General features: G+C 47.9%; 10 protein-coding genes. 7 read left to right on the top strand and 3 right to left on the bottom strand.

What is annotated here, in order from left to right:
* Window positions 1-295 precede the first annotated feature (295 nt).
* The 5 genes from ACXX82_RS03940 to ACXX82_RS03920 all read left to right on the top strand — a co-directional run bounded on the left by ACXX82_RS03940 (window position 296) and on the right by ACXX82_RS03920 (window position 5,780).
* Window positions 296-3,031: a TonB-dependent receptor gene (locus ACXX82_RS03940; protein WP_458562457.1), complete on the top strand. Its 2,736-nt coding sequence runs from the start codon at window positions 296-298 to the stop codon at window positions 3,029-3,031.
* 206 nt (window positions 3,032-3,237) lie between these two features.
* Window positions 3,238-3,894 (top strand): energy transducer TonB, encoded by a 657-nt coding sequence (locus ACXX82_RS03935; protein WP_323506748.1) that lies wholly within the window; start codon window positions 3,238-3,240, stop codon window positions 3,892-3,894.
* Between the two features lie 68 nt (window positions 3,895-3,962).
* Window positions 3,963-4,898: a MotA/TolQ/ExbB proton channel family protein gene (locus ACXX82_RS03930; protein WP_323506747.1), complete on the top strand. Its 936-nt coding sequence runs from the start codon at window positions 3,963-3,965 to the stop codon at window positions 4,896-4,898.
* Between the two features lie 2 nt (window positions 4,899-4,900).
* Complete coding sequence (locus ACXX82_RS03925; RefSeq protein ID WP_458562456.1) at window positions 4,901-5,329, top strand: ExbD/TolR family protein; 429 nt, start codon at window positions 4,901-4,903, stop codon at window positions 5,327-5,329.
* A gap of 13 nt (window positions 5,330-5,342) precedes the next feature.
* Window positions 5,343-5,780 (top strand): ExbD/TolR family protein, encoded by a 438-nt coding sequence (locus ACXX82_RS03920; protein ID WP_323506746.1) that lies wholly within the window; start codon window positions 5,343-5,345, stop codon window positions 5,778-5,780.
* 370 nt (window positions 5,781-6,150) lie between these two features.
* On the opposite strand, the gene ACXX82_RS03915 is transcribed toward ACXX82_RS03920, so the two are convergent.
* Entirely contained in the window at window positions 6,151-7,827 is a 1,677-nt protein-coding gene (locus ACXX82_RS03915) for an MFS transporter (RefSeq protein ID WP_322232322.1), read from the bottom strand.
* A 1,044-nt stretch (window positions 7,828-8,871) separates the two neighbouring features.
* Between ACXX82_RS03915 and ACXX82_RS03910 the strand changes: the two genes are divergently transcribed.
* Complete coding sequence (locus ACXX82_RS03910; protein WP_322232321.1) at window positions 8,872-9,276, top strand: hypothetical protein; 405 nt, start codon at window positions 8,872-8,874, stop codon at window positions 9,274-9,276.
* 308 nt (window positions 9,277-9,584) lie between these two features.
* On the opposite strand, the gene ACXX82_RS03905 is transcribed toward ACXX82_RS03910, so the two are convergent.
* Both ACXX82_RS03905 and ACXX82_RS03900 read right to left on the bottom strand, forming a co-directional pair.
* Entirely contained in the window at window positions 9,585-10,001 is a 417-nt protein-coding gene (locus ACXX82_RS03905) for a helix-turn-helix domain-containing protein (protein WP_322232320.1), read from the bottom strand.
* 287 nt (window positions 10,002-10,288) lie between these two features.
* Window positions 10,289-11,029, bottom strand: coding sequence for a hypothetical protein (locus ACXX82_RS03900; protein WP_323506745.1), 741 nt, complete (start codon window positions 11,027-11,029; stop codon window positions 10,289-10,291).
* Window positions 11,030-11,517: 488 nt separating this feature from the next.
* Between ACXX82_RS03900 and prpB the strand changes: the two genes are divergently transcribed.
* Complete coding sequence (gene prpB, locus ACXX82_RS03895; RefSeq protein ID WP_322232318.1) at window positions 11,518-12,402, top strand: methylisocitrate lyase; 885 nt, start codon at window positions 11,518-11,520, stop codon at window positions 12,400-12,402.
* The last annotated feature ends 87 nt before the right edge of the window (window positions 12,403-12,489 follow it).

Raw genomic sequence — 12,489 nt, 5'->3', positions numbered from 1 at the left:
CATACACCAGATTTGTGGGGTAATTTTGCATGGCACAAAATTTGCTTAATGTTGCATTGTGGAATGTTATTGATCGTTTAAATAAATGCCATTTTCCAATAAATCGTCGTGTATTTTGTTTTTTGTCGTGTTTTGTTATTTTTTGTTAATTCTGAATATTGCGGAAATTATTTTTATTTATTCTATAAAAGAGAATAATTTTTCTTCAAATCGCTCACAAGGCGATTAATAAATATATCGAAATTTACAAAGATTTAATTTCAACTCTAACTATTATCCCCAGGGGAGTTTGTTTATGATGACGGAAAAGGGTTTGTCGAGATCACTACGTAGGGTCTTTTCGGGGGGCATGGCTGTCGGCTTCGGCCTGATAGCACATTCTGCGTTTGCGCAGGAGGATCCTTCTAGTGAACCGCAATTGCAACGGGTCGAAATTACAGGTTCATCCATTAAGCGCGTGGCGGCGCAAGGTGCATCGCCGATCACAATTATCAAGGCGGATGATTTTACCAAAGTGGGTGCAACCACCGCTGCCGAAGTATTGGCAACCGTCTCCGGCAATCAAACACAATTTAATTCATCGTCGAATGTCGGCACTAGCAAAACAGTTGGCGCAGCCGCAGATTTACGCGGTCTTGGCTCAAACAAAACGCTGGTATTGCTCAATGGTCGTCGTTTGGCCAACAGCGCATTTGACGGCGCGGCAGTCGATTTGAATGTGATTCCACTTGCAGCACTTGATCGCGTAGAAATTCTGCGGGATGGCGCTTCAGCCATTTATGGTACAGACGCCATTGGCGGTGTGATTAACTTCATTACCAAGCGCTCTTACACCGGCGTTAATCTGAGTGTCGAAGGCATCGTGCCCGAGCAGGCTGGCGGCGCCGAAAAACGTTTCAATTTGTCCGGTGGTATGGGCGATCTGGATAAGGATGGCTTCAATTTCTTTGGCGTCATTGACTATCACTCGCAGAACGGCGTCAAAGCAAGCGACCGCAGTTTTTCACAATTGGGTGGTCGCAATCCTGGTATTGGATTGAATGCCAGTAGTGGTAATTCCAGTCCAGCCAACTTTTACGACCCCGGTGCCGGTCCGATTGATCCAACCTCGGGCAAACCTTCTGGTTTGAGTGGCAATCCGTATTACGGTTCTGGTTGCCGTCCACCTTTCGCCAATCCTTCCGCCGCCGGTACTTGTCGCTATAACAGTCAAGCCAATATCGGTATTATTCCGCAAACAGAAGAGGTCTCTTTCCTTGGTAAAGGCACCTTCAAGCTCGATGCAGATAATACCGCTTCGATTGAATACCTGCATGCCGAAAGCAAGGTAAGAACACGCGTCGCAGGTGATGTTTTTGCCGGTGACGGTAGCGGTACCAGCAGCGACTATCTGATTCCAAGCTCCAGCCCGTATTACCCTGGGAACGGCGTAACTCCCGGAGTCGCAGGCTTAAGCGGCGGTCCGCTCTCGCTCAATTGGCGTTCTGCGGATGCTGGACAGCGTATCAATGATTCCATTAACAGCACTGACCGTTTGTTGTTGAGTATGGAAGGCACAAAATTTGGATGGGATTACAAGACCGGTTTGTCTTATTCGATGAGTAAAGCACGCGACGAGCTGAACGGCGGTTATTTAAACAATGATTTGGTGAAGTCCGGACTGTTAAGCGGAATTATCAATCCGTTTGGCGCGCAAAGTGCAGCGGGAACCGCTTATCTGAACAGCGCGCAAGTGCTCGGCGCTTATGAAAGTGCGAAAACGCAAACTGCGTCGATCGACTTTACGGCCAGCCGTGAACTGTTCCAGTTGCCTGCAGGACCGTTAGGTTTTGCGATTGGTGGTGAGTTCCGCCATGAAAGCGCACAGTTCAACGTAAATCATGCGCTAGCAGATTTATCCGAAAGCACTGGTTCGCAAGATGCCCAGTCTTCTTCAGGTAGTCGTAATGTCAGCGCGGTGTTTACCGAATTCAATGTCCCTATCGTAAAGTCGCTGGAAGCACAGCTGGCCTTGCGTTACGACAAATACAGCGACGTCGGCAATACGTTGAATCCTAAGGTAGCGCTACGCTGGCAACCGGCTAAGCGCTTGATGTTCCGTACTTCGTATAGCACAGGTTTTCGTGCGCCTAGTCTGTATGAACTGAATGATCCAAACTCCAAAACTTATACCAGCAGGGTCTATGATGATCCGTCGTTATGCCCTAACGGAACAGCAGTGTCGGGCGGTATCAGCGCGCGTGATTGCGGTCAGCAGTTCTTCAGACAAGGTGGCGGTAACAAACAATTGCAACCAGAAAAATCCAACTCATTTACGTTGGGTACTGTGATGGAACCGTTGAAAGATGTGACGCTCTCGATTGATTATTGGAATATCAAAATCAAGAACCAGATATCGGTAGTGCCAGAGGGTGATATTTTTGGCGATCCAGTCAAATATGCCGCAGATTATGTGCGTAATCCTGATGGTTCACTCAATTACATCATCGATACCAACGTCAATCTTGGCAACGTCAAAACGCAAGGTATTGATCTGGGTCTTTCATGGCGTCTGCCGAAATCTGATTGGGGCAATTTTGGAATGGCGCTGGACGGTACTTACGTCAACCAATACGACTATCAGTCCGAAAAAGGTGGCGCGTATAAAAGCAATCTGGGCGTCTATGGCGGCGGTGTTGGTACGGCCGGTGGCGTGATATTCCGCTGGCGCCATACTGCGACACTCACCTGGAGCAAAGGTCCTTGGGGCGCAGTGGTGCAGCAATCTTTTGCGACCGGCTATCGGGATCAAAACGGCAGCTCCGTCGCGGAAGGTTTCAATCATCACGTTGGTTCGTACACCCGCTACAACCTGTCTGGAACCTACGCCGGGTTTAAAAACCTGACATTGACTGCCGGTATCAAAAATCTGTTCAATACCGATCCACCCGCCTCCAACGTGACCGATAACTTCCAGTACGGTTACGACGCACGTTATGGCGACGCAATCGGTCGGGCTTTCTTTGTGCGCGCGAACTATGCATTTAAGTAGCCGATTGTTTGGAATCCTCAATCGTTTTTTCGAGGATTTCTTAATGAGTCATTAGTGATTGGCTTGCGCCCGTTCCATAACGAGATGACCCCATTTGGTCTTGTCGTTGTGGAGCGGGCAATTGATCACTTGCTGGCGTACTAATGTGCAGAATTGGTTGCAGAATTTTTCAGCAATTGAACAACGATGTAACGGAGGAAAGAGGTATGGATTTCACGCAGGATGGAAAAAAACCTTCCAGGAATGTAGTCGGCATCAGTGTGGTGGTTATTTTGCATGTGGCCCTTGTGTATGCACTTCTTACGGGCCTTGCACGTAAGGTTGTTGAAGTGATTCAACAACCGGTCGAAACCAAGATCGTGGAAGAGATCAAGCCACCAGCACCGCCACCACCAGCTAAACCAGTACCGCCACCACCAAAAACAGTCGCGCCACCACCACCGTTTGTACCGCCGCCTGAGGTGAAAGTGCAGCCCCAACCACAGGTGAACGTGATTGCAGCGGTCACCAATGTCAAACCATCCACGCCGGACTTGCCGACGTCAACCGCGCAACCATCTGCCGCAGCGACAGGTCCTGCAACGCCATCCCATACCAGCGCAAAAGTAGCGGGAAATTGCGAAAAACCAGCTTACCCAAGAGCGTCATTGCAAAATGAAGAAGAGGGCGTGGTTAACGTCAAACTGTCTATCGGTGCTGATGGCAATGTTCTTGATGCTGTAGTAGAAAAAAGCAGCGGCTTCAGAGATCTGGACCGGGCGACCATGAAAGCGTGGAGCCTTTGTCACTTTGTCCCCGCGATGGCCGATGGACAGGCAATCGCGTCTACGACAAGAATGCAGTATGTCTGGAAGCTGGAATAAGCAGTCTGAAGTAGTACACCTTTGTTCGTCTTTTCAGCAATCTCATTTATACAATTTGGAGTACTCGTATGTCTACACCTCGTAATCGCCTATCCGCATTTGTTGTCGTTGTCATGATCACTGCTGCGACACTCTCCGCTCCGCTGGCTGTGGCGCAGACATCGGCATCGGCTGGAACTTCAGCCATTACATCGGCAGCAGATTCCACTTCCACAGTAACTACTAATACCGCGGAGGTAGCGGCATCGGGCATCAGCGCCAACCCAATGCCACCGCCGCTTCCGGCCACGACGGAAACGGTCAGTAATCCATACGGACTTGATGCCTTATGGAAGGGCGGCGATTTTGTGGCACGCGGTACGCTGATTATTCTGGTCCTGATGTCGATGGGCAGTTGGTATATCATCATCACCAAGTTGATCGAGCAAGTGAAATTGATGGGTCAGGCTAAAGATGCGAAGAACAATTTCTGGAAAGCACCTAGCGTCGAAGTGGCGATTGCAGGTCTCAAGCCAGCCAGCGCCTATCATTTTATTGCCCAGACCGGCAGTACCTCGACCGAACACCACGATGGTGCATTGCTAGAGCAAATTGATCTCAATACCTGGATCACAATGTCGATCCAGCGTTCAGTCGAAAAGGTGCAAAGCCGTTTGCAAGATGGTCTGGCTTTTCTGGCGACAGTTGGTTCAACAGCACCGTTCGTTGGTCTGTTTGGTACGGTATGGGGGATTTACCATGCGTTGACCGCCATCGGTATCGCTGGTCAGGCATCGATTGATAAAGTTGCTGGACCGGTCGGTGAAGCGCTGATCATGACCGCCATCGGTCTGGCAGTCGCCGTTCCTGCTGTGCTGGGTTACAACTGGTTGGTACGTCGTAACAAAAGCGCGATGGAAGAGATTCGTTCGTTTAGCGCCGATCTGCACTCGGTCTTGTTGAGCGGTGTGATGTCGACGAGTTCTGCGGGTCAAATTGCCAGCATCAAGAAAAAGGTTGGCTAATCATGGGTATGTCACTCGGCTCTTCCGATGGGGACGAAGACGAAGTGATCGGCACGATTAACACGACGCCGCTGGTAGACGTTATGTTGGTGTTGCTGATCATTTTTCTGATAACGATTCCGGTCGTCACGCACACGATTCCGGTCAAGCTTCCGAGCGAAACTGATCAACCTTATGTCACCAAACCGGAGAATATCAATCTGGCGGTGAACAAGTATGGCGACATGTTCTGGAACGAGCAACTAGTGCCGAACACCGCGCAACTGTTGGCGAAGCTGAAGTTGGTGGCGGTCATCGTGCCACAGCCAGAGTTGCACATTCGCGGCGATCAGCAAACCAAATATGAATATATCGGCAAAGTGATCTTGACCGCGCAGCGGGCCGGGATCGCCAAGATTGGTTTCATCACCGAACCGCCACCGCGCCAATAACAGGGAGCAAAGTATGGGTATGAATATTGGTTCATCTGGTGGAAACGGTAACGATCCGGAACCGATGATGGAAATGAATATGACGCCATTGATTGACGTCATGCTGGTCCTCATCATCATGTTGATTATCACGATTCCAATCCAGAATCATGCAATAAAGTTGAACATGCCGACTGGTAATCCACCAGTACAATCAGCACCGCCGATTGTTGATACCGTGGATATTGATTCAACGGGAAATGTGCTGTGGAACGGAGCCCTAATGGCAAGCAAGGCCGAGCTGGAAAGTAAATTGCAGGCGGTAGCAGCGATGGGAAATGTGGATGAAGTGCATTTGCGGCCGAACAAACTGGTGGAGTACAAATCGGTTGCCGCCGTGATGGCATCGGCGCAACGGCTTGGTGTCACCAAAATTGGCATTGTCGGTAATGAGCAGTTTATAGATAAGTAATGCGGGACAAGTAAAGCGGGATAAATAATCAGCGGAGTTGAAGGTGTTTCTTTAAGCGCATTAAGCAGGTTAGTTCTTGCTTGATGCGTTTTTTTTGGAAGTTATATTGCAGTGCTTGCACCCACTCCGGATATAAAGAAGAGCACGCCATTCATCGATCGCACGCCAGAAGTGAGCAAGTAATCGTGGACGCTCAGCTATTGCCTATGTATTCTCACTGATGCAACCCACTCTTGATCATTGTGTCGCAGAGGCGTTTAAAAATAACTGAATTGAAGATGACTTGCTCCACATGATCGTGTTGCTATTTGATGATGTGGAGCAGGACATCGATTACTTTTTTTGATTAACTTTGCGGTCTCTTATCGGACTAGCGCTCTTCCGCGTAGATATCGTTATTCACAGTTTCTTTTACGAACAGCATGCCGATCAGGAAAGTACCGATAGCGATCACAATCGGATACCACAGTCCATAATAAATATCGCCTTTGAAAGCAACCAGAGCAAATGCGGTAGTTGGCAATAGACCGCCGAACCAGCCGTTACCGATGTGATATGGCAATGACATTGAAGTGTAGCGGATGCGAGTAGGGAACATCTCGACCAGCATCGCCGCAATTGGACCATACACCATCGTGCAGTAGACCACCAGGATGAACAGTAATAACAAGACCATCGGTTTGTTGATTTCTGCTGGATCTGCTTTGATCGGATAACCTGCCTCTTTGACGTTGCTGGACAACGCAGCGGAGAACGTTTTGTCCTGAGCCGTAGCATCTGCTTTCGATAAACCATTTGCGTCGTACGAAGTGAGCGTTTTATCGCCGATCTTGACGGTTGCTACTGAACCCGGCGCGCCTGCGACGTTTTCATAATTAACCGACATGGCAGACAGCTTGGCTTTGGCGATGTCGCAGGAAGAAGTGAACTTCTTGGTACCAGTTGGATTGAACTGGAACTGACAAGTCGCTGGATCTGCTGTGACGGTGACCGGTGCGCTTTTCAGAGCTGCTTCGAGTGCTGGATTGGCATAGTGCGTCAAGCCCGAAAAGATTGGGAAGTACGTCAGTGCCGCTATCAGGCAACCCGCCATAATAATTGGCTTGCGACCAATCTTGTCCGACAACGAGCCAAAAATCAAGAAAAAGGGCGTGCCAAGTAATAAAGACATTGCAATCAGAATGTTGGCAGTTGGACCGTCAACTTTAAGCGTTTGCGTCAGGAAGAATAGCGAGTAAAACTGACCTGTGTACCAGACCACGGCTTGACCTGCGGTCAAACCAAACAAAGCTAAAATGACCAGCTTCATATTTTTCCATTGGCCGAATGCTTCGGTCAACGGTGCTTTGGAGACTTTACCTTCCGCTTTCATTTTCACAAAGGCAGGGGACTCGCTCATGGATAAGCGAATCCAGACCGAAACGCCGAGTAAAACGATCGACAAAAGGAACGGAATGCGCCAGCCCCAGTCAGCGAATGCTTCTTCACCCATCGCCGTACGTGTACCAAGGATGACTAATAGAGACAAAAATAATCCCAGTGTCGCTGTTGTTTGGATCCATGCAGTAAACGAACCACGCTTGTCATCGGGCGCATGCTCGGCGACATACGTGGCGGCTCCGCCATATTCTCCACCGACCGCAAGACCTTGCAAGATACGCAAAGCGACCAAAATGATTGGTGCGGCAATGCCAATAGAGTTGTAGTTAGGCAAAATGCCGACCACAAAGGTCGACAGTCCCATGATCAGGATCGTTACCAGAAATGTATATTTCCGACCGATCATGTCGCCCAGACGGCCGAATACCAAAGCGCCAAATGGGCGCACGATAAATCCCGCAGCAAATGCCAGCAACGCAAAAATAAATGCTGTGTTGGAGTCCGTGCCAGCAAAAAACTGTTTAGCGATAATCGCCGCCAGCGCGCCGTATAAATAAAAATCATACCATTCGAATACTGTGCCAAGTGATGACGCAAAAATGACTTTTCTCTCGTCCGCAGTGATGCTGCGTGAGGCCACTTTTCCTGCTGCAATGCTGATCGCCATGCCTGTCTCCTTCATTATTAAAATTGTTAAATCTAACTCTGCAATCTGCTGTGCTGTTATTTAGCGACCTTGATGCCAGTCGGGTTTTTCCCAGATTGCAATTTTTAGACGGGCTAAATACCAAATAGTCTTCATGCGTGCTTGTTATGCGTGCTTGTAATGCGCGCTTGTTGTGCGAGCCTGCGCGTGTGGAGTGTGGGGCCGTAACCTTACACAAATCTTGTTATAAACTTACGTAAACTTACAAGCATCGAAAATGTTGATGCCGCAACGATGGAGAGTGGTCAGAGGTATTTCTATACATTGCTTAGTAGCAATCCGTAACGTTGCTGTATGGAAATGTAGAAGGGGAGTGTTGGATAGAGTTGCTATTTCGACGCGACCCGTCAGGTCGTCGATGTCAATCTCAAATGCTGAATGATTAAATATCCGGCTTGACTTGCCCACATCCACAGAGTCGACGCGCCCTTTGTACAACCAACGCGGGTCCTTACAAATGTCGTGATCTTATCCATCGGTGTGGATCGTGGCGCTGTTGCAGAGGTGGTTATCCCAAACATCCATTCAAGAACGTTTTTTGTAGGCAGTGATCGTGGCCACATTTGTGTTGAGATATTTTAAATATCGTTGTGCTTAAATAGGGCCAGTTATCGCGGAAGGAGGCTATAGGAAATTACTTAAATTTGTTAAACGCGTGTGATGCACGTTTCAAAGCACTCATACAATGGCTTCATTAAAAACGTGTCAGCGATCTTTGCCCACGTGTTGAATGTACTACCAGAACATAAATAAGCATGCCACTGAAAGACCTGGCCGCATAACGCACTATCTAGAACTTGTGCCGCTTATTATTGATACTAAAAGCACGTCAAATCGATACTAGGTATTACGCAGCTGTTACCGACAAACTTCTTCATCGCTAATCATTTTATTTAAATGCGTCACAGTTTTTAAGACTCTTTAAAAAGTGGCCCTAGTGTGTTGCGATTGACAAAAAATGGCATCCGCGGGTACGTGATGAACGTTTTTTTTTGGAGCTACGAAATGAAAATTAATAGTACTTTTTTACCTCCTGCAGATGGGGAGGAATTAGGAGGGTTAGCATCGTTGACCGCATTTGAAGCACGCATAGACAATAAAAGTTTGGTAGTTGGCATTGCCATTGGCACACTGACGGGACCGTCCAAGGACGAGGCGCAAGTTAATTCACTTGCCATGGAAGTTGTTAATCGCGTTATTGACTATCATCAACGCAATCATGCACAGGATGCGCCGTTCGTCGTTGTAGAGCTAACCGGCACTCTTGTAGCGGTAAAGCGTGTGCGGGAAGTATTCCGCCATGCGCCTCATCGCTCTTCATTGATGTTGATGTGTGCGAACGAAAGAGTATACGAGGCAGCCATTTCTGTATTGGGCGTAGATTCTGTCTTCGGTTACAAAAATACCTAGCAGCAAATCATTAACTTAAATGTATTCAAAAAAGCTCAAGCCGTACTGTCGTTACTTTTCGTTTCGTTTCACATCTCCAGTATCAAATTACTATTCGTCATATCGCTGCGATCCCCTGATTAAGGCAACAAAGTATTGAGTGTGGTGGATAAAGTTTCATCAAACTGTTGATTGCCTCAAAATCTGCTAAGCTTTATATTACACCTAATGTGGATTAAGTAAATAGAAATATCCACACCTACTATATTTTTGTTAAAAAAAACCCACCTTGTCGGTGGGTTCGTCTCGTTAATTTTTATGCTGGTTTATCAACTGTCAGGATTTTGAGGTTGTTCTGGAGGTTTGTTCTCGTCTGCAGGTGGGGGCAGTTGAAGGATCACCGTATATTTCGATTCCATTTCAGCAACGCGCAAAATTGCTTCTTGCCCGCGAATATCAGTTGCCCTGTATAGCGTGATCAATAAGGTTGATCTTGGATCTGGTGGCTCATCCTCCAGCGTCATCAGGTAACTAGCGCCGGTCAGATATATTTTTGCTAGTTTTTTGACAATTTGGAGGTCAGCTGTTCGCGTCCCATTTTCCCAGTTTGACAGTCTCGTAGGTGAAAGTCCCGGGACTTCTGCGCAGGTTTCGACCAGCGTTTTTCCGGTAGCTTCTCTTGCTTGCTTTAGTCGTCGACCAACTTCTATTTTGAGTGAGTACATATAGACGAGGGTAATTTCCATGGCGTGGATAAACAATCAACGATTTGTGGTATTTACTTAGCATTAGGTTCCACTTTACGTGTAATTTATGATTTGCGAAACTGCGCGTTTCTGAATATTTGCGGATGCGCAGTTTCTGCCACATTCTGTGGGGTAAAAAGGCATATTGTGACGCCATTGCAATGGCGTGAGTGGTCGCCGGAAGTCGAACAGTTGTTCATGAAAATTTCAAAATTCACATTGCGAGACTTCTTCGGATGAAAGGATGGTGTTTCAGGCGTTTTGTCGCCACCATCACGGTTGGCGTTTTATTTGCCCAATAGCACGAGAGCCTGGTTCCATTCGTTAGACCATTCGGCTAAAAAATCATGTGTATTAAATGCACGTTTTAGATGTGGCATTGGCACTCGATACACGTCGTTCAATCCCAGCGCCAACGTAATCGGATTCCACACAGCTTTGTTTTTTGCTTTTTTAGTACTCGCTTTAACTCTTGCTCCATCATCGCCAAATATGCCACCGCCAGCGTCAAGCGCCTTCTGTAGATCAATTTTTACCAGGCTGGCAAATGCGATCAATGCTTGATCTTTGTTGATGCCACTTTGTGATTCCTTTGCGCCGTCGGCGCTGATTGGTTCGGACTTGGCTTTTGCGTCGGCCTTGGTCTTGGCGTCTTCCTCACGTTTGAGTTTGCTTGTCAGGCGCTCCAGATCTTTTTTTAGAAAACGTAACTCGTGCAAAGCCCTCCTAAAACCTGGAGGTTTGAGTTGCGCCACTATCCGATAGACATCTTTAGTAATCGTGATGAGTACATCTTCGCTACCGGCGGCAAGTCGCTGCGTATCACCTTCGAAAAAAATCGGTGCCGGATAACCGCCGTTGGCATCACCAAACAGCGCTGGATACTCGGTGTCATATTCCAGCCAGACGTAAGGCGTCAAGCCGCTCTCTATCATGCGTGCCAATGTCCACGGTGATCCGGTTTGCTGCGCAAGCCAGTGGCATGCCTGCGCTGTTGTCGCTCGAAAAGGTAGTTCAATCGTTGTCATTGCTCTTTCTTCTTTCTTCATTTTTATGCCAACTTATGCCAATCAGTATTGTTGATGTTACCTTGGCGTAATAAATAATGTCCGGTAAGGCGGTTGATCCAGCTCAGTGATGTTCAATGGCAATCATCGGCAGTCATTGCTATTGATAGCGCTGAATGGCGCTGAGTGGCGCTGAGCGGCACGAATGTTGTTCAATGGCATTTTCATGTGTGAGCGCGATGTTCCATTTTGTTTCAAATAATGTTTCATCATTTTAATGAAACATTATTTGAAACAAAAATTGAAACATTTATTGTTAAATAAATCATTAAATTACAACGAATCGCCCTTGGTACTTCATTCCAAGATGTTGATTTTAATGACTTATTCAACATTCATCCGGGTTTTCTAAAACGAGCTATTTAGTTGGCATGGTTGTTGCAGAGTTTAGCGGTATTAGAATTGCAGATATCTGCATGAAACAAGTTTGCGATCCATAAGGAGAAAACATGAGTTATTCCGCAGGTGCAGCCTTCCGCAAGGCGATGCAAGAAGAGTCCCCGTTACAAGTTGTGGGCGCGATCAACGCTAATCACGCATTGCTGGCCAAGCGCGCCGGTTTCAAGGCGATTTATCTTTCCGGTGGCGGTGTCGCAGCCGGTTCGCTCGGCTTGCCAGACCTCGGTATCTCCAATTTGGATGATGTACTGACCGACGTGCGCCGTATCACTGACGTGTGCGATCTCCCATTGTTGGTGGATGTCGATACTGGTTTTGGTTCAAGTGCTTTCAACGTCGCACGTACCGTCAAATCGATGATCAAATTTGGAGCAGCAGCGATCCATATTGAAGACCAGGTCGGTGCCAAGCGCTGCGGTCACCGTCCGAATAAAGAAATCGTCAGCAAGCAGGAAATGGTTGACCGTATCAAAGCTGCAGTTGATGCACGTACCGACGACAATTTCGTCATCATGGCGCGTACCGATGCGCTCGCGGTTGAGGGACTGGAATCCGCGCTGGATCGGGCGATGGCCTGTGTCGAAGCGGGTGCCGACATGATCTTTCCTGAAGCGATCACTGAGCTGGCAATGTATAAGCAATTTGCCGCCGCTGTCAAAGTGCCGGTGTTGGCAAACATTACTGAATTCGGTTCCACGCCTTTGTTCACGGTCGATGAGCTGAAATCAGCTGATGTTGGTTTGGTGCTGTATCCGCTGTCTGCCTTCCGTGCCATGAACAAGGCCGCCGAAAACGTCTACACCGCCATCCGCCGCGATGGCACGCAAAAGAACGTAATCGATACCATGCAAACGCGCATGGAATTGTATGACCGGATCAACTATCACGATTTCGAGCAGCATCTGGATGCCTTATTTGCCGCCCAGAAAAAATAAAAGGATAGGCGCAAAGCCGACCCGGCAGCGTTATCTCTCATTCCCATCCAGGTGACCCGAACCTTCGTGATGTTTGCGGCGGACGGT

It is taken from the genome of Glaciimonas sp. GNP009, assembly GCF_054343755.1.
This window is presented reverse-complemented; position numbering and strand designations above follow the sequence as displayed.

What these genes read in the sequence shown, in the direction of transcription:
- ACXX82_RS03940 (WP_458562457.1), top strand. Translation starts at nt 296, where the DNA reads ATGATGACGGAAAAGGGTTTGTCGAGATCACTACGTAGGGTCTTTTCG.
- ACXX82_RS03935 (WP_323506748.1), top strand. Translation starts at nt 3,238, where the DNA reads ATGGATTTCACGCAGGATGGAAAAAAACCTTCCAGGAATGTAGTCGGC.
- ACXX82_RS03930 (WP_323506747.1), top strand. Translation starts at nt 3,963, where the DNA reads ATGTCTACACCTCGTAATCGCCTATCCGCATTTGTTGTCGTTGTCATG.
- ACXX82_RS03925 (WP_458562456.1), top strand. Translation starts at nt 4,901, where the DNA reads ATGGGTATGTCACTCGGCTCTTCCGATGGGGACGAAGACGAAGTGATC.
- ACXX82_RS03920 (WP_323506746.1), top strand. Translation starts at nt 5,343, where the DNA reads ATGGGTATGAATATTGGTTCATCTGGTGGAAACGGTAACGATCCGGAA.
- ACXX82_RS03915 (WP_322232322.1), bottom strand. Translation starts at nt 7,827, where the DNA reads ATGGCGATCAGCATTGCAGCAGGAAAAGTGGCCTCACGCAGCATCACT.
- ACXX82_RS03910 (WP_322232321.1), top strand. Translation starts at nt 8,872, where the DNA reads ATGAAAATTAATAGTACTTTTTTACCTCCTGCAGATGGGGAGGAATTA.
- ACXX82_RS03905 (WP_322232320.1), bottom strand. Translation starts at nt 10,001, where the DNA reads ATGGAAATTACCCTCGTCTATATGTACTCACTCAAAATAGAAGTTGGT.
- ACXX82_RS03900 (WP_323506745.1), bottom strand. Translation starts at nt 11,029, where the DNA reads ATGACAACGATTGAACTACCTTTTCGAGCGACAACAGCGCAGGCATGC.
- prpB (WP_322232318.1), top strand. Translation starts at nt 11,518, where the DNA reads ATGAGTTATTCCGCAGGTGCAGCCTTCCGCAAGGCGATGCAAGAAGAG.